16 protein-coding genes are annotated in these 17,510 nt (G+C 39.5%); 3 read left to right on the top strand and 13 right to left on the bottom strand.

Features of this window, described 5'->3' with window-relative positions:
- Positions 1-98: 98 nt before the first annotated feature.
- Positions 99-1,259, bottom strand: a complete 1,161-nt coding sequence (locus MKI79_RS06580) for a sterol desaturase family protein (protein WP_241571247.1) — start codon at positions 1,257-1,259, stop codon at positions 99-101.
- Between the two features lie 429 nt (positions 1,260-1,688).
- Here MKI79_RS06580 and ahpC point away from each other — a divergent pair, with 429 nt between their 5' ends.
- A complete protein-coding gene (ahpC, locus tag MKI79_RS06575; RefSeq protein WP_241571246.1) occupies positions 1,689-2,252 on the top strand; it encodes an alkyl hydroperoxide reductase subunit C in 564 nt (187 codons plus the stop codon).
- 168 nt (positions 2,253-2,420) lie between these two features.
- Here ahpC and arsB read toward each other — a convergent pair whose 3' ends face one another.
- The 6 genes from arsB to MKI79_RS06545 form a co-directional block, all read right to left on the bottom strand.
- A complete protein-coding gene (gene arsB, locus MKI79_RS06570; RefSeq protein ID WP_241571245.1) occupies positions 2,421-3,470 on the bottom strand; it encodes an ACR3 family arsenite efflux transporter in 1,050 nt (349 codons plus the stop codon).
- Between the two features lie 30 nt (positions 3,471-3,500).
- A complete protein-coding gene (locus MKI79_RS06565) occupies positions 3,501-3,974 on the bottom strand; it encodes an arsenate reductase ArsC (protein ID WP_241571244.1) in 474 nt (157 codons plus the stop codon).
- Positions 3,975-4,035: 61 nt separating this feature from the next.
- Positions 4,036-4,359, bottom strand: a complete 324-nt coding sequence (locus MKI79_RS06560; protein WP_241571243.1) for an ArsR/SmtB family transcription factor — start codon at positions 4,357-4,359, stop codon at positions 4,036-4,038.
- Positions 4,360-4,636: 277 nt separating this feature from the next.
- Positions 4,637-5,449, bottom strand: a complete 813-nt coding sequence (locus MKI79_RS06555) for a copper resistance protein B (protein ID WP_241571242.1) — start codon at positions 5,447-5,449, stop codon at positions 4,637-4,639.
- Positions 5,436-7,319, bottom strand: coding sequence for a copper resistance system multicopper oxidase (locus MKI79_RS06550; protein WP_407651584.1), 1,884 nt, complete (start codon positions 7,317-7,319; stop codon positions 5,436-5,438). Before MKI79_RS06550 ends, MKI79_RS06555 begins: the two co-directional genes overlap by 14 nt.
- A gap of 71 nt (positions 7,320-7,390) precedes the next feature.
- The gene (locus MKI79_RS06545; protein ID WP_241571241.1) at positions 7,391-7,819 is read right to left on the bottom strand and encodes a hypothetical protein; all 429 of its coding nucleotides are present in this window, start codon (positions 7,817-7,819) and stop codon (positions 7,391-7,393) included.
- A gap of 162 nt (positions 7,820-7,981) precedes the next feature.
- Here MKI79_RS06545 and MKI79_RS06540 point away from each other — a divergent pair, with 162 nt between their 5' ends.
- Together MKI79_RS06540 and MKI79_RS06535 are read left to right on the top strand one after the other, a co-directional pair.
- Complete coding sequence (locus MKI79_RS06540; protein ID WP_241571240.1) at positions 7,982-8,377, top strand: DUF3144 domain-containing protein; 396 nt, start codon at positions 7,982-7,984, stop codon at positions 8,375-8,377.
- Between the two features lie 171 nt (positions 8,378-8,548).
- Positions 8,549-10,360, top strand: coding sequence for a DUF262 domain-containing protein (locus MKI79_RS06535; protein ID WP_241571239.1), 1,812 nt, complete (start codon positions 8,549-8,551; stop codon positions 10,358-10,360).
- A gap of 123 nt (positions 10,361-10,483) precedes the next feature.
- Here MKI79_RS06535 and MKI79_RS06530 read toward each other — a convergent pair whose 3' ends face one another.
- The 6 genes from MKI79_RS06530 to MKI79_RS06505 form a co-directional block, all read right to left on the bottom strand.
- Positions 10,484-13,381, bottom strand: a complete 2,898-nt coding sequence (locus MKI79_RS06530; protein ID WP_241571238.1) for a M16 family metallopeptidase — start codon at positions 13,379-13,381, stop codon at positions 10,484-10,486.
- Positions 13,382-13,583: 202 nt separating this feature from the next.
- Positions 13,584-14,021, bottom strand: a complete 438-nt coding sequence (locus MKI79_RS06525; protein ID WP_241571237.1) for a hypothetical protein — start codon at positions 14,019-14,021, stop codon at positions 13,584-13,586.
- 107 nt (positions 14,022-14,128) lie between these two features.
- The gene (locus MKI79_RS06520) at positions 14,129-15,097 is read right to left on the bottom strand and encodes a hypothetical protein (RefSeq protein ID WP_241571236.1); all 969 of its coding nucleotides are present in this window, start codon (positions 15,095-15,097) and stop codon (positions 14,129-14,131) included.
- Between the two features lie 23 nt (positions 15,098-15,120).
- On the bottom strand, positions 15,121-15,558 hold the full coding sequence (locus MKI79_RS06515; RefSeq protein ID WP_241571235.1) for a hypothetical protein: 438 nt from the start codon (positions 15,556-15,558) through the stop codon (positions 15,121-15,123).
- Between the two features lie 99 nt (positions 15,559-15,657).
- Positions 15,658-16,812: a helix-turn-helix transcriptional regulator gene (locus MKI79_RS06510; RefSeq protein WP_241571234.1), complete on the bottom strand. Its 1,155-nt coding sequence runs from the start codon at positions 16,810-16,812 to the stop codon at positions 15,658-15,660.
- Between the two features lie 170 nt (positions 16,813-16,982).
- A complete protein-coding gene (locus MKI79_RS06505) occupies positions 16,983-17,501 on the bottom strand; it encodes a flavin reductase (protein ID WP_241571233.1) in 519 nt (172 codons plus the stop codon).
- Between the last annotated feature and the right edge of the window lie 9 nt (positions 17,502-17,510).

Here is a 17,510-nt window from a genome sequence, read left to right as displayed (position 1 = left end):
CTTTGCGCAGTTTGATTTTCTATAGCTTGCGGATTTGACAACAATTTTTCCTAGAGATTCAAAAGAATCATAACAACTTCAAGATCAAAGCAATTATTTTACTCCTTTTCCTGCTTTTGGAAAAATGCTTTTAAGCGTTTCGTATAGCGTTTGAACGGCCACGTAAACTGTTTCACAAAACTATTCGGAATTTTATAACCCACTGTGCCGTACACACTCGCCAAATGATTTGGCATATACACACTTTTAAAAATCAGGTCGTAAACAGGAATAAATGCGGCATAATTTTTATCGATCGCAGGCTTTTCAGAAGAGTGATGCCAATGATGAAACTCAGGTGTCGCAATGATCCAACGCAAATATGGAAAGCGAAATCGCACATTAGAATGGATAAAAATCGCATGAATCGAAATAAAAATCAGATAAGCAAATACCGCCGACGTATGAAAGCCCATGAGAAAAATCGGCAATGTCGCAAGAAAGCGAGTCATCAACACTTCCACAACATGCAAACGTGAAGATGCGAGCCAATCCATGTGTTCTGTCGAATGGTGAATGGCATGGAAGCGCCACAAGAAATTCACCTCGTGCATCGCACGATGTAGCCAATACACCACAAAATCGACGACGATCAAAAGCTCAATAAACTGCAACCAAATCGGCTGTGCCTGTACATACGGCACGATCGGATTATTCGGAATATGAGTAATCCAGTATTGAATCGGCATCACCGTTAAAAAAGTAAATAGCTGAATCCCAATATGACTGACCATGAAATATTTCATGTCTGTCACCCAGCCCACACGTAGAATCTTTTGATCAGGATTTTTTGCAAAGAAGCCTTCGAGCGGGATAAAAATAAATGCCAAAATGACCAAAGTCAGTACAAAATAATCTATCCCTGCATAGAACGGCACATTTGGTAAAATCGGTGCTTTGATCAATCCACAGCCCAATACCGCTGCCAATAAAGCAATACACAGCCCGTAGAATCCATAACGATTCTGACGGACGATTGCACTAAATGCACCGAATCCCGCACTGATAAAAATGCCTGCCATCAAGCTAAAATAAAAGACCTGATAATGCTTTGCATATATAGGACGAAGCTCTGGCATGGTCATTACGGTTGGAAACAAAAAGCACAATGCACCAAATACACATAGCAATGCTAAAGACATGGAAATAAATGCGCTGATTTTACCTAGACCTGCGTTGAGTTCTAGATTTTCAAATTTTTCTCGGAGTTGATCTGTCATAATTATTAGCTATTGTCATGGCTTGGCGAAGTTTATAAATAGATTTGATATAGATTGATTGTAATCTGCTGAAAATTATTCTAAACAAAGCACGATTACTCTACAAGCACTTAAATATTTCTAAAGAGGGTTTGCATTGAATTCATGCGCTCTACCCTCATATCGTTCCATGCCTGTTTTGTAATGTTCACTTTTGGCTGTGTGTCATATTGGTTTCATACTTTTGCTATTTGATATTTAGGGTCTGATGAACTACCAAATCGCTTTAAGTCTTTGTAAAATCCCTTATTATTTGATTTTCCGATCAAGGGTATACAAAAAAACTGTTTCACCAATGGCGAAAAATCACTTACTCTACTTGCCGAGTTAAAACATTTACTCTTTTTCTTTTCATGATCTGAAATAGGGTCATACACATGGAGATATATAATGAGCTTGATTAATACTGAAGTTAAACCTTTTAAATCAACTGCATACCACAATGGTCAATTCGTAGAAGTGACTGAAGCAAATCTAAAAGGCAAATGGTCTGTTGTATTCTTCTACCCAGCTGACTTTACATTCGTATGTCCAACTGAGCTTGAAGACTTGGCTGACAACTATGCAGAATTCCAAAAATTAGGCGTAGAAATCTATGGCGTATCGACTGACACGCATTTCACGCATAAAGCATGGCACGACACTTCAGAAGCAATCAAAAAAATCCAATACCCATTGATCGGCGATCCAACTTGGACTTTGTCTAAAAACTTTGATGTGCTTATCGAAGCTGATGGTCTTGCAGATCGTGGTACTTTCGTAATCGACCCAGAAGGTAAAATCCAAATCGTTGAAATCAATGCGGGTGGTATCGGTCGTGATGCATCTGAATTACTTCGCAAAGTCAAAGCTGCACAATATGTTGCTGCACACCCAGGCGAAGTTTGCCCTGCAAAATGGAAAGAAGGTGACTCTACACTTGCGCCTTCAATCGACCTTGTTGGTAAAATCTAAGCGAAACAAAGCTGAAAAGCTGAGTGCATTTATCCCATCTCTGCTGTTGAAATCGTGCGTATAGCGCAAGCCATGATTTCACATCAACGGATGAGATAAATCGCAAGATCATAAAAAGGACAGCATGTGCTGTCCTTTTTATTTATATCAATCAATAGAATATTCAAATCAAGTAACTGATGCTACTTTGAAATATTTCTTTCTTAACCACAGTGATACACTTACTAAGGCAATCAATACAGGCACTTCGACCAAAGGACCTATCACCGTGGTAAATGCTACAGGTGATGCCAAACCAAATGTTGCAATCGCTACCGCAAGCGCCAACTCAAAGTTATTGCCTGCTGCGGTAAAGGAGATTGCCACCGTTCTTGGATAATCATTGCCCATCCATTTACTCATAAAAAAGCTGATAAAAAACATCGCCACAAAGTAAATCGTCAATGGAATCGCAATACGAATCACATCCATTGGCAAGCTGACGACATCGGCACCTTTTAAGCTAAACATCGCTACAATGGTGAATAACAATGCCAATAGACTGAGCGGGCTGATTTTAGGTAGAAATTTATTTTGATACCATGCTATGCCCATTTTCTTGACCAAAATCAATCGTGTTAAAAAACCAAGTAAAAATGGAATACCTAAATAAACCAACACCGCTTGAGTAATGGTCCAAAAACTCACATCAATCACTTGCGATGCCACACCAAAATACGGCGGTAAAAAGGTCAAGAACAGCCACGCATAGGTACTAAAAAACACGATTTGGAAAATACTGTTAAATGCTACCAATGCCGCAACGTATTGATTGTCACCGCATGCCAAACCATTCCACACCAAGACCATGGCAATACAACGTGCCAATCCAATCAAGATCAAACCCGTCATATATTCAGGATAATTTTGCAAAAAGATAATGGCTAAAGCGAACATCAGACACGGTGCAATCAACCAATTTTGAATCAAGGACAAAGCGAGTGTTCGCTTATCCACAAAGACTTTGGGCAAGGCAGCGTAATCGACTTTGGCAAGTGGTGGATACATCATCAAAATCAAACCAATCGCAATTGGAATATTCACCGTGCCAATGCTCATCTGATGTAGCGCATCCGATGCCTGCGGAACAAACACGCCAATCGCCACGCCTAAGCCCATGGCAATAAAAATCCATAAGGTTAAATTACGATCTAAAAAAGATAATTTTGCTTGTGCCATTTTTCTATCCGTTAATCCGTTGAATGCGCTTTATTCAATATTGGAAATCTGATTGATTTGCTTGGTCAATTCTGTGCGTGTCAAATTATCCAAATCTAAAGAAAATAGTGCATCCAAGCGACGATTAATATGTTCAACAGTACCCATAAAGGCTTGTAATTTTTGATCTTCGGCTAAGTCTAAATGCGATGGATCAGACAATCCCCAATGTGCCTTGATCGCACCACCGAGATACAATGGACAAGATTCTTGAGCAGCTTGGTCACAGACAGTAATCACCACGTCAGGCTGATATTGCTCACAATCAGCAATGGTTTTACTCGATAATCCGTCCGTAGATAAACCTAAGTTTTCTAAGGTCTTTATTGTGAGTGGATGCACTTGTCCAGTCGGTTTACTGCCTGCACTATAGGCAACCCAACCCTGCGGCGCACGTTGATTAAACAAAACTTCAGATAAAATGCTACGACAGCTATTGCCAGTACATAAAAACAAAAATTTCATGATGTGTTCCTACAACGGTGATTAAAAATGAATAGTAAAAAAAGCGAATATAAATGTAGCATTAATCACAATGCGTAGTGATTGATGTAGGCTGTGTGACTAAATTCTGATAAAGATCATCTGACACAAAAATTCGATTTAATACAGCAAAAGCCCACTCAGGTAAATCAAGATTCAGGCTGTAATAGACCCACTGTCCTCGACGCTCATCATGCAAAATGGATAAATTACGCAATAAGGCCAAATGCCGTGAAATCTTCGGTTGGCTTAAATTTAACTGTGCAGTCAATTCACAGACGCACACTTCTTGCTTATCCATCACAAGCTTTAAAATATCTAAGCGTGTTTGATCAGATAAACATTTAAAAAAATCAGTCAGTTGCATGTCATTCAGCCTATTAGATTAAAATTCTTGAAAATTCAAATATACGCATATCCATATATTATAGTTTTCAGCACAAAATACAATGACAGTTTGATGAAACTTTTAAGTTTGAAAATCTTTACTTTGAAAATGTTCTCGTTAATGGAAATAAAAAATCATCATGACACAGCTAGAGCATCATGATGATTTATTAAGATTCTATAATCCTCCCGAACCCTCTTTTACAAAGAAGGGAAACTGAAAGAGTAATTTTAGACTGGTAAATTGGAGTTAGGAATTAGAACATCAACGCCAAGCCTACACCATACTGCCAACCTTTTTCTGACTCTGTTTCGGCTTGCCAATTAGTTTGCTTCTGCCCTTTTTCATAAGCATAACCAACATCGATAAATGGCTTAATGCGCTTGCTGATTTCATAGCGTGTTTGCACACCAATACCTAGCTCGGAAAGTCCTGATTTCGATGCATATTTTGAATCGTCGCTGAGCACAACATTCATCTCCAAATAAGGTTGGCTAATCAGCTTTTGCGTCCAGAGGAATTCACGCTCAAATTCTAGTCCTAGTGCAGCATACTGATCTTCACCAAAATAGACGTAGCTTTGCGTTTCAAAGAAATACGGCGCAAGCCCATACAGCCCGAACATTGCATCGACTGTATCGCTATCATTTAGATTTTTGTCTTCACGATAGCGCAGACCTGCTTGCGCATCCCAAAAATCACTGATTTTTCGACTATATAATGCAGCCACATCATAATGGGCATCGCTACTTTCGGCTTTATTGACATGAGCAAGAAAAAACAATCGATTTTCATCGGTGCCAATCATGCTATTCAACTCAGTGCTTAAAGCGCCCTGCCCATCCTCATCAAGCATCCATGCCGTTTCCAGATTACTCACTTGATAAATCTGCCCACCATGTTCTTTCAGATGCTGATTTATGTTGCTGTGATCCGCGTTACGATCATCAGTATTTGCATAGCTGAGCGAACTTATAGCACTGGCAAAGCACAGCAAACTCACTTGAAAAAATGTTGAACGATTTAAGTCCATTTGAAACTGTTGCGGAAAAGGTTTAGTGATGTGCATGGTCTTCTCCTTTTGTTTTGTCTTGAGCATTATTATGTGTTTGTGGTGTTGTGGTTTTCGATTGCTTAGTCGGCTGATTTTCATCAACTTGCGCCACGATCAATTTATTCATCATGCCTGCGCTCATGTGATAAAGCAGATGACAATGGATCGCCCATTCACCGAGTTCATCAGCAGTCAGTAGCAAGGATACGGTTTTATTGGGCGGAACGATCACTGTGTGTTTATTAGGTAAATCTTTTGGCGACAAACCATTTTCGAGCTGCATAAACATGCCGTGCAAATGCATCGGATGTGCCATCATGCTTTCATTGACGAATTTTAAACGAATACGTTCACCATAATTCACCGTCAACGGTTCAGCATCCGTAAACTTCTTACCGTTAATCGTCCAGATATAACGCTCCATGATGCCACCGAGTTTGATTTCGATTTCACGTTCAGGTGGTCGAGTGTCTGGCTGTGGTGTTAAGGCTTTCAAGTCTTGATATTGCAACGCCTTATGCCCTACTGGCGTTGAAGCATCGGCCCAACCTTTGGCATTTTGGTCGGTCTGTTGCGTTTCTTCAACGTGCATCTGCTCATGATTCATTTGGGCGTGGTTCATGCTTTCATGGTTCATTGTTGAATGATCCATCGCCTGATTCATCGGCATGCTGTGATCCATTTCTGAATGGTTCATCTGTTGCATATTTTGATGGCTCATCGTTTCATGATTCATTTGCGCATGATCCATCTCTGAATGGTTCATCTTTGAACGACTTGCCGAATCCGCTTGATGCGAGCCATGTCCCATATCTGACATGGTCAGTAAGGCACGAGGTCGAGATTCAGGAATGATCACTTTAGGCGCTGTTGTGCCTTGTTGCGTCAAACTCGCCAAAGCAAACCCTGTACGATCAATCGACTCCGCTTGGATCTGATAATGTGCCTGTTTTGGCTCGACAATCACATCATAAGTTTCTGCTGTGCCAATACGAAACTCATCGACTGCCACAGGCTGTACAGGCTGACCATCGGCACTGACCACAGTCATTTTCAGGTTGGGAATGCGCACATCATAGAACGACATTGCCGAGGCATTGATAAAGCGCAAACGCACTTTTTCATTCGGAAGGAACTCACCTGTCCAATCTTGCTTAGGCGTTTTACCATTCACCAAGAAGGTATAACCCGTCACATCGGACAGATCAGTTTTCAGCATGCGCATTTGATTCCACATTTTGCGATCTTGCCATGTCGCACTCACACCGTTATCTTTGATCTGTTGCCATAGATCAGGCAATGTTTCACGTTGATTTTGATAATATTCTGCGGATTTTTTCAAATTCTTCATGATCTCGCTACTGGTCGATTCATGAAAATCGGAGAGCATCACCACATAGTCACGATCGGCTTGTTCATGCTGCGCTACTGGCATTTTACCTTTTGGATAGACCACAAATGCACCGTACAAACCATCTTGCTCTTGTCCACGACTATGGGCGTGATACCAATAAGTACCGTTCTGACGAATCTTAAAACGATACTCAAAATGCCCTTTCGGCTTGATACCATGAAACTGGTTAAAACCTGGTACGCCGTCCATAATTCCTGGCAAAAGTAAGCCATGCCAATGAATCGAGGTATCTTGATCTTTAAGCTGATTGTGCACATGAATCACCGCCTCATCGCCCTCTTCAAACTCAAGCAGAGGCGCAGGAAATTGACCATTGACGGTGATACGTTTTAAAGGTTTACCTGTGACATTTACGGTATTGTCATCAATATTAAGATGATATTCACGGACTGCGGCGATGCTCCACGACGAGCTGGCAAGCAACACGCTACACAGCAGATATTTGCTGTAATTTTGAATAGATATAGACATGATTGTTCCTAATCATTTTTGAAAAAAGTTGTGATGTGGAAAGTCGATTCCACGAGAACATTTAAAAATGATTAGACAATCGGAGGACGTAGGATTCTCTGCCAATAGCCCGATAAGTCTTGTGCTTGATACAGGCTATTCTGAGCTAAATCATTGGAAATAAAGACATGTTCAGGAAGGAACTGCCCTGTTGGGAGTAACGCCGAAGTCATCAGCTGACAATGCAAAGGCGGACAATCGTGGCAATCTTGTGATTGCATCATATCGGCGTGATGATTCGATACAGATTGATTATCACCGTTTGATTGATCTATGGCGTGATGCATTGAATGATCGACAACATTCTCAAGATCAGTCGTAATTTGTATTGCATCACGACTTACCGAACCACTACCTATTGAACCACTTACAGAACCATTATAGGCATGCACAAGCGAAGACAGCGCAATGGCAAATACCATCAGCACCGCAACAGCGATATTGTGCTTCAATTTGTTCATGGGCTGTGAATCAATCAATCGTTCGATAGGTCGATTAGCTTAGTCGATATTCTGACAAAAGACAATCTAAGCAACACAATGAACTCACATAGACAACTGTCGCCATCGCCCGCAAAATTGGTTAAGATAGCCACGTTAATTTTTGAAGTTGTGAGAATGCAAGTGACTGATCGTACTAATACACGTATTGATGCCACCGATGTGACTGAAGAAGAGGCGCAAAACGCTGTATTTTTTGATCGTGCAGATCAGTTTATCAAACTTGCCAATGAATTTTGCCGTCCGCCCAAAGGTCAAAAAACCAATCCGACTGAGGTACGTGGTCAAGTTGGCGCAGCGATGTTGTTCTCTGCGGCTCGCTTTAATACGTGGGTCAGTGCCAATGGCTTTAAAGATGGTGATGAGATGCGTGATGCCAAAGATCAGATCATGGCGTATTTGGTGCAGCAGTTTCAGGCGATGCTCGAAGACAACTATGATGAGTATTGTGAGCAGTTTGAAAACTATCTACGCTATCGCAATATGGAAGAGTTTCATCAGAATAAAGATGAGGGTTGATAGAATCCAACTCATTTAGTGGATGGAAAAAAGGATAAAATATAGCTCTTCAATATTTATTTAAGTACAATCTGAGCATGGCTTTACGAATATGATAAATATAGGTTCGTAAACCAACCATTACCAGCCATTATAAAAGACGACTCTGCTAAAAAACGAACAAGAGAAAATATGAATTATACAGACAGGATATTTCCAACAAACAAAGGGCTAACAACTTACCTTGACGAGTTGATAGCACAGAATTATCAAATTCCGACATTTCAGCGTGACGTTGTTTGGGAACAAGAAAACGTAAAAAAACTTTGGGACAGCATTTACAAATTTTATCCTTTGGGTAGTATTCTAATCTGGAAAACGGATTTGAAACTTCAAAACCACAGACAAATCGGTGGACACCAAATAACAAACACAAATTTCAGTCGGACAGAATATCAATACATTCTTGACGGGCAGCAAAGAACGACATCGCTTCTGACATCGTTATATGGCGGAACTATTGAAGGACGACAAGGATTTAACCCATTGCTTTATGTTGACCTAACCGTTCCTATTGGTAGTGATACAGATGATGAAAGCTACCGTAACCGATTTTTGTTTTGGACAGAAATTGACGACCGCAACGGTGAAATTAGACCTAATATTGGTAAGAAAAAAAGATTTGATGAAGGTTTGATTGTGAAATTGATTGACATCAAAAATAACTTCTCAACCGTTCAAACCAGTGTATTTAACAGCGATACGGTTAACAAGGATTTTAACCACCCATTTTTAGCTGAACTTTCCAAAATCAAGGGCGTTCTTGACAACTATCGAATTTCATTTATAGAAGTTAAAGGTATTCAAGTTTCAGAAGTTTGCCAAATTTTTGAAAGGATAAATCAAGCAGGTAAACCACTTAACATTTTTGATATTGTGGTTGCTAAGACATTCAAACCTGCAACACAACAAACAGCAACGACACCAGCCGACAATGGTTTTTATCTTCGTGATTTGATTGATGACTTTAGAAATCACAACAACAGCGAGTTTTTAAAAATCAGCGACCTTGACTATCTGCAAATTTTAGCAGTAATTATCAATCATAATGTTCCGAATAGCGGAGTAAGAAACATTACAGACCGTTACCTCAATGAGTTAAAGACTGAACACATTTTGGCGGTTTGGGAAGAAACAAAAAAAGCAATGCTTAAAACATTCGACTTTTTTGAAAATCACTTGCACATAAAAACGCCTTACTTAATTCCTTTCCGCTACTTCTATTTCACAATTACAGCATACTTTTATAAAAACAGTTCGCCTGACTATGGATTACTCAAACAGTATTTCTGGTTTAACAGCTTTCATAATGACGACTTGTTAAGTAACACAACTCAATTAGGTCAACACATTGAGTTCCTGATTAAAGAAAAAGCTAACGAGCCAGTTGTGTTTGACAGGTTCTTAATTGACAAGCAAAAACTTCGCACAGCAACTTACAGCTCAAAAGGTAGAATGAGTAGAGCGGTTTTGGCTTTATATTCAAGTGCTCAACCAAAAGATTGGGAACATTGCGACAGAGAAGTACTAGTTCAAAACTTCTTCTTCTCAACAGATAAACCAAACTTGCATCACATTTTCCCAACTAATTCGGAGTATGTGCTAAACAATCAGCATAAGAATAAAGTAACAAGTGACAGCTTAATGAACATTGCTTATTTGACACAGATTACAAACCTCGATATTACGAATAGAAATCCGCTTGAGTATATAAAGGACTATGACAAACCAGAATTTATTGCAGTTATGCCCTCACACTTACTTTCAAGCGAAATTTTAGATTGGGCAAGAAGTGGAACATTACCTGACAATGCAATTGACCAATTCATAGAAAGTAGAGTAAACAACATATTGACTGACTTAAAAATAAAATTAAACGGTGTGACATTTGACGAAATGGACACTATGGAAATTAAAGAACCTGTGACGATAGAGCAAGAATAACAGCTGGTAACATCAACACCCTCTTTATAAAGCCCAATGTTTAAATCCTTTTCAGGATCATCAATACCCTCATCGGTAAGCTGAAACGCACTGCATCCAATGCGTTTCATCATTTCGCCAAGATTATTTTTTATCTTGCGCCACTGGCTGACCATATTGATCTGCCATCACCTCGACGAACTGATCCAGTTTGATATATTTTTTGATCGCTGTATTCACATCTTTGACCGTTAGCTTAATGATTTCCTGATCACGCTTGGCACGATCTATCATACTTTGATCATTCTCAAGCTGACCGTTCAGCATACGATGAATAATGCGATCATCTTCCAAGATCGTCGCTCGTTGCTTCATGATGTCAGCTTTTGCAGATGCAAGCTCTTGCTCGGTTATGCCTTTATCCAATAGCTCTTTGAGTACTTTATGCACCGCTTGACTGACCTGTGCAGAACGCCCTGCAGTATAGTTGGCACTGATGAGCAATTCGCCATTGTCCTTTTTACTGTGTAATTGCAATGGACTGCCAAATCCGTACACCAAACCATTTTTCTCTCGAAGCTCTTTTGCCAAACGAGAAGACAGTTGCGAGTCACCTAAGATATGCGCAAAGACGATCAAGGCAGGCGCATCTTGATGATACACACCGACGGGTAGCGTCAAAGCACTTTGATAAAAGCCAAATTCACGTTGTTCGGACAAGGCGTGGACTTGCTTTGCAGTGAGCTGTTGATAGTCAGGCGCAACCGCTTCAAAATGTTGTTTAGTCGACCAATTTTGGAAAGCATCTTTGATATCGTCTTGCATTTTCTTGGCATCAAACTCGCCCGTCACCGAGATGCGGGCATGATTCATGGCGAAATATTGCTGATAAAACTGCTGAACTTGTGCATTGGTCACTTGTTTAAGCTGTTGCTCAGCAACTTTTGGCTCGAAGTGATAACGCAAATCTCCCACAGGATATTGCTCGGTCAAACGATCTAAAGTCAGGCCTGCCACAACTTCAGGTTCGGTATATGGACGATCTAAAGACTGCAAAGATTGCGCTTTGATCAGATCAAACTCAGTCTGACTAAATGCAGGCTTTTTCAGTAAATCCACGACAAAATCGAAATACTCAGCAAAATTTTCTTTATTCGCTGAGATGGTGATTTCAAAGCTATTGCGCTGTGCTTTGACAGACGCTTGCCCATCAAGCTCAATGCTCTTATCCATGATCTGTTGCAAGCTGTACTCTTTCGAGCCACGCAGAAGTAAATATGCTGTCAGATCAATCACCGTACCTTGATTCATCAAGGATTGTGCATCACCAAAATCCACGTCAATACTGGCATAGATGCGATCATCTTTGGTCGTGGTTGGATAGAGCGCATACTCCATGCCATTGCGCAATTCGCCTCGTTGGATTTTCTTCTCACTTGCGCCGAGCTTCTGTGCTGAGGCTTTGACATAGTTGGCGATCTGCGCTTGATAGACACTTGGGTCGAGTAGCGCTGTTTCTGCCTCACTTACTGGTGCAAGTGCTTCCACTTTTTCTTGTTTCTTTTCCGCCAGTTGCTGAGCTTTCTTTTGATCTTCTGGCGTCGGTAAGATGGATGCAGTCACTCGGTGCTTCGGAATTAAAAACTGTGTCAGCGTTTGATTCACTTGCTCAAGTGTCAATGCTTGCAAGGTGTCCTCATCAACGAATAGACGTTGCCAATCACCACGCTCACTCACGATATAACTCGTTAATGCTTCGCCTAACTCTGTTGCACTTGCCATCATTTGACGCTGTTCATTTTTCAGCATATTTTTTACCCGTTGCAACTCTGCTTGGGTAAATTGTTTAGGCTTTTCCGCCTCAGCTGTCAGGGTGCTATCGACTTTTTGAGCATCTTGACTCGGTGCATACACCGCCCCGAGAAAGACCAAATTAAAATCAGGCTCAAGCCATGAGGTCGCAAAAACGTCGGTGCTGACACCAGTTTTCACCATATTTTGATAAAGCTGTCCGCTCGGTTGCATAGTATATAAATACGGCACTAATGCTAAAGCAGGCTGAATCTTTTCATTTGCACCATTAAGATAAATGTGAAACTGCGCCAAATCACTACCCTTTTTCACAGCATAATGACGTGTGGTGATTTGAGTTGAATCTAAGGTGGGTACAGTTGCCGATGGTGCAATCTGCTTGGACTTTAATGGTGAAAAATGCTGATCAATACTGGCTAAGACTTTGTCGCGATCAAACTTCCCTGTGATCAATAGCACCGCATTGTTTGGCGCATAATAATCCTGATAAAACTTCTCTAGTTCGGGCATTTTGATAGATTTTAATTCTTCCAAATCCCCAATCGGTAGACGCCCTAAAGACTGATTGCCATAAGCAGATTTCCACATTTGATCAAGCAACACAGAGAATGGTTGATCAAGCCGAATTTCACGCTCACGACGTACGATTGCGATTTCCGCAGGGACATATTGTTCTTTGAGGACGAGCTTATCCATACGCTCAGCTTCAAGCTCTAGCACTTTATCTACGGCATTTTGCTCAGGGCGAATATAGTTAGTATAGCGAGTTGAGTAATATTCGGTACTGGCGTTATTACTCAGGGTATATTGATCGAGCTGTCTTTGATATTCCTCCCCTGGAATATTCTGCGTGCCTTTAAATGCCAGATGCTCTAGCAAATGTGCCAAACCACCTTTACCCTGTGGATCATTCAATGAACCTGTGAAGTAAATGGTGTTCATATAGACTGTATTTTCTTTTTGATTTGGCGCAAGCACGATCCGCAAACCGTTATCGAGTTTGTATTCGCTGATCTCTTGTTCTGATTTGACTAAAATCGGTTTTGCGTAAAGCTGTTGTCCGATCAAAACAGGTTGAATAAATATCAATGCGCACGCCAATACTAACTTTCTCGATGAGAATTTCTGCTTCTTGTTTTTTTGGTTTTGCACTGCATTGTGTTGATTATTTTGTTTTGCAGTGCTTGTAGATAGGTTTTGAGTTAAAACAGGTTGAGCAGATAAAGTCATAGATCATCCAAAATTTTTAATTACTTACGCAGAATGCCATCGTATAACACTTGTGACGTTAGACATTTGATATTCCCTTTATTATTCAATTTTTTAAAGTGTTTTCAGTAGCTTTTTTGCAATTAATCTTTGCATTTAATTTTTGCAATCAATCTTTTCTCTTAGTTTCTCAAATGAAGTGCTATTGATATTTTGAATACGTTCATTGATAGCGCTTTTTGCTGGCAATTTCTTTGAAATGATCTTGATCTACCACATAGTATACCGTTTCACAGTGTGCTTGATTGCCATCACGTGTTCCTGTTGCGACGACGAGCCGACTATTGAGATCAAAGACGATATCATTCGCTGTGTAGCCTTTTGCTTTGTGATAACAATCGCCAAAAGTTTGACCAAGTATAAAGCTTTGCCCTGTTTTTGCATTGTAGGCAAGCGCGGAGCTACACCCACCACCACAGCCAAAGATATGCATGACATATTGCCCTGCAAAGTTTGGCTGTTGTTGTGAGATTTCTTTGAATAAAGTGCGGTATTTTTTGCTTTTATTGTTGAGCTTTAAAGGTTGGTTTTTGCCTGTATGGGTGAATGCAGGATAATCTTGATATGTTGGGGTTTTGGCGTGGAGTGAAAAAGTCCACACCCACAATATCATACCTATAAATATTTTGAGCACTATACCTACCTCAATGACACTATATAAATCAAAAAGTAATGATTTTGATCATGAAAGCTTACAAGCTTTAATCTTTAGGGGTTAGGCCAATCAGCTTTATTTACAGCATCCACAAAAGCACAAGCATAGTTGATCAAAAGTTGTTCATCAAAATTAAATCTTACTTGGCTACGATTATAACCTCTATCATCATAATCACCGTTATTATACAATTCAGTAAATCTAATGGTATGTGGATTCACATTACACTTAACAAATGCAGTTATATACTGACTATCATCATTTATTGGTTTTAAACTGCTATCGCCAACCTTTGAGTTAAATAATTTCGCCATAAATGTAATTTTATAATATGGACGTGAATCATCTTTGTTCCAATAATTAGCTGGAGCAAAATCCACAAGCATATTCGCCTGTTGTTCCGTACCATCATCCCCGCTAATTTTTTCTGTTGCAATGAGTCTATAAGAAGAATGTAAAGGATTTTTGTCTGTAAATATTTTTTTATGATAATCACGAGCATAGTTCTGGGTGTAATACTCAACACGATCAACTAAGTCTGTATAAATTTTAGTAGGTTTAAATCCTACTTTTTCGCATGAGCCTTCTTTTAATATTTGTGCTCCCATACCTCTCTCATCACCATCATCGAAGCTTTCCTGAAGTTTTAGTTCTTTAAAATCAAAATTCCATACAATACCGCCATCTTCACTAGCCTCTCTTAATTCTCTTAACTCATCTAATATATCTTCACTACCTCCTCCAAATAAATATTCGGAAGTAAGGTGGTTCAACTCAGCCCCATACCCCCAACGAATACCGTTACCATAATCATAACTCTGCGCCAATTCAGAACGACCATCATATATAATATTAAATCTTGACTCTGTATTTTTAGGGATTTCGACAATATGTACTTCAGAAATGGAGTTATTCTCTCCAAACTTTTTTAAATTGCATCTAAATTTAGAATAGTCATCTTGAGAGAATGCTAGACTTGAAAATAATAAAGCACTCAAACCAATAAATATTGTACCTTTCATCTCACACCATCAAGAATATTAATTTAAAACTTTCTCACAACATCTTCCGCTTTGACACATTTACCATATGAAGTTTCATTAACACCTTGAAATGGTTTTTCATAATCAAACTTCATTGAACCATCTTCTCGATCAATAGTAAAATAATATTCATGTGAAACCATATCATGATGGCTACCAACGGTATATTTATTTAGCATAAAAACAATATGAGTATTATCAAAATCTAGTAATTTTGCTCGATCTTCACCCCACGAGCTATAATTTCCAACAGCACTATACTTAACATCATCTCCATTAACTAAAATACTTTGCCTATCATTGTCATCAAACTCAATCTCATAAGTATTTTTACCTAGAAGAACTGACTTCACAGTGCAAGATATTTTTGTAGATTCAGCAAAAATATTCCCAGCCATACCACCTACTAAACATGCTAAAATTAATTTCGAAATTTTCATAATATAGTCCTCTGCTAGCACACTAAATCATAAAAAAATCACCACTATCGGCATAGTCCTTAAATAGGGACATTTATACTTTTTTATAAAATATTTGGACTACAACGACATCCCGATCAAAAGCTTCATCAACTCTACTTGTGATGTGCAATTCGTCTTAATAAAAATCTTTTTAAAATACGTTCTCACTGTACTTAAGGTAGTATTTGTTGACTGCGCAATGTCCTGAAACCTCAAACCATTTACAAATAGCTGGCAGACTTCAACTTCCCGCTTACTCAGCTGATAAAATAAATTTAACTCATGCTCAGACAGTTGAATATCGAGTTTTGCATTAGATGGATAAAACTTCAGCATCACTAGAGGACGTATCCCAAAGAATGATTTTTCTTTATCACTTGCCAATACAGAGATCATTATGGAGATTTTTTGGTGGGTATTAAATTCAAAATACACATGCTGTTCTTGTAATTCATCAACTCTAGATTGGTCATAACGAAATGCGTTTTCGATATCATACAAATACTGTAAAAATTGCTGCTGCTGAGGTGAATTAAAAACTAATTTTTGGTTCTCCATTTTTAGATATTCATACATTTGTAAAAATTGCCGAGCTGCATAATTGCAATGCACAACTTGACCTGCAAGATTCAAAAGAATGATCGGCTGTACCAGTCTATCAATCAGACCGCAACCAACGATATGATCTGCTGAAAATTCAAAATGCTGACCTTGTTTTGCAATCACATTTTGCAAATGAGGTGTCAATTGATCTAAAAATTTCAGTTCATGGTCTTGTAAAGGAAGCCGTTGTTCAGAGGTTGAAACACTCCAAAATACGCAGACATCTTCGGTATGAAACAGCGTATGCGTTGCAACATAACGGCAGTGAATCGGCAGTAGAATCTTTTGATAGAGTTCAGATTGTTGAACAAACTCTTCACTGACATGCGAATGACATTGATACCAGCCTTGTCGATCGGTTTCTAAAAACTTCCCCCAACGTGGGTCAGATTCGATCGGTAAACGCAAATATGCAAGTTCAGCATTTGCATAGTTTTCAAGCGGTAGTGGTCCTACCCCATTACTAAATGAAACCACCTGATACCGAAAATCAATCGCTTGAATATGCACATACGATGCGTTCAGCACTTGCAATAACTGCTTCGCAAAGGTTTCCCATCCATGCTTTGAGCTCGGGATTTGATAGATCAGATCATGCAATTGATCATAGTAATGATCCAGTGTCATCATGGCGCATCTTGTTAAAATTATATCTTTGTGTATTAAAGTTGAAAAAATATTCTGACAATCGAATTCTTATAGATATTTTAAATACTTAAAGGGTATTTTATGCGTATTACAGTGAAGATAAACGAAGCAATTCTTTCAATTTACGCTATTTCTATTTAGGCAACTTCTATTTATGCAATCTCCACCTGCTCCACCACTTTGCCAACATGATGATAGCTACGGTTAAAGTAAACCAAACTTTTATCACTCTTACTTTCATCATCGGCATTGTGCTGTATCGCCACAATTCGACAGATAAAAATATCATGCGTCCCTACAGCTTGCACTTGCTCGATCTCACAATCAAAACTGACCAACGCATCGTTTAACACAGGTGCGCCAGTTTCCAAAGTCGTCCATTCGCCATGTGTAAAGCGTTCTTCTGAACTCATCTTCGAAGCAAAGATATTGGAAATATGCTGATGCTGTGCGCCAAGTACATTTACCGTCAGGATTTTATTTTCTGCAAAATGGGTATGCGAACGAGCTGATTGATTCATACAGACCAATAAGGTCGGTGGCGTATCAGTGACACTACACACCGCCGATGCGGTAAAGCCATGACGATCAGCCACACCTGCCGTTGTCACCACACTGACAGCACTGCTCAATAAAGACATAGCATCTCGAAAGTCTGTTGCTTTAACCATCACGATTCC

Origin of the sequence: Acinetobacter sedimenti, assembly GCF_022601685.1 — a bacterium.
Lineage (GTDB): Bacteria > Pseudomonadota > Gammaproteobacteria > Pseudomonadales > Moraxellaceae > Acinetobacter > Acinetobacter sedimenti.
This window is presented reverse-complemented; position numbering and strand designations above follow the sequence as displayed.

Coding starts and splice junctions, on each gene's coding strand:
- MKI79_RS06535 (WP_241571239.1), top strand. CDS start 8,549: ATGAATTATACAGACAGGATATTTCCAACAAACAAAGGGCTAACAACT.
- ahpC (WP_241571246.1), top strand. CDS start 1,689: ATGAGCTTGATTAATACTGAAGTTAAACCTTTTAAATCAACTGCATAC.
- MKI79_RS06550 (WP_407651584.1), bottom strand. CDS start 7,319: ATGTCTATATCTATTCAAAATTACAGCAAATATCTGCTGTGTAGCGTG.
- MKI79_RS06545 (WP_241571241.1), bottom strand. CDS start 7,819: ATGAACAAATTGAAGCACAATATCGCTGTTGCGGTGCTGATGGTATTT.
- MKI79_RS06580 (WP_241571247.1), bottom strand. CDS start 1,259: ATGACAGATCAACTCCGAGAAAAATTTGAAAATCTAGAACTCAACGCA.
- MKI79_RS06560 (WP_241571243.1), bottom strand. CDS start 4,359: ATGCAACTGACTGATTTTTTTAAATGTTTATCTGATCAAACACGCTTA.
- MKI79_RS06520 (WP_241571236.1), bottom strand. CDS start 15,097: ATGAAAGGTACAATATTTATTGGTTTGAGTGCTTTATTATTTTCAAGT.
- MKI79_RS06530 (WP_241571238.1), bottom strand. CDS start 13,381: ATGACTTTATCTGCTCAACCTGTTTTAACTCAAAACCTATCTACAAGC.
- MKI79_RS06510 (WP_241571234.1), bottom strand. CDS start 16,812: ATGATGACACTGGATCATTACTATGATCAATTGCATGATCTGATCTAT.
- MKI79_RS06505 (WP_241571233.1), bottom strand. CDS start 17,501: ATGGTTAAAGCAACAGACTTTCGAGATGCTATGTCTTTATTGAGCAGT.
- MKI79_RS06555 (WP_241571242.1), bottom strand. CDS start 5,449: ATGCACATCACTAAACCTTTTCCGCAACAGTTTCAAATGGACTTAAAT.
- MKI79_RS06515 (WP_241571235.1), bottom strand. CDS start 15,558: ATGAAAATTTCGAAATTAATTTTAGCATGTTTAGTAGGTGGTATGGCT.
- arsB (WP_241571245.1), bottom strand. CDS start 3,470: ATGGCACAAGCAAAATTATCTTTTTTAGATCGTAATTTAACCTTATGG.
- MKI79_RS06565 (WP_241571244.1), bottom strand. CDS start 3,974: ATGAAATTTTTGTTTTTATGTACTGGCAATAGCTGTCGTAGCATTTTA.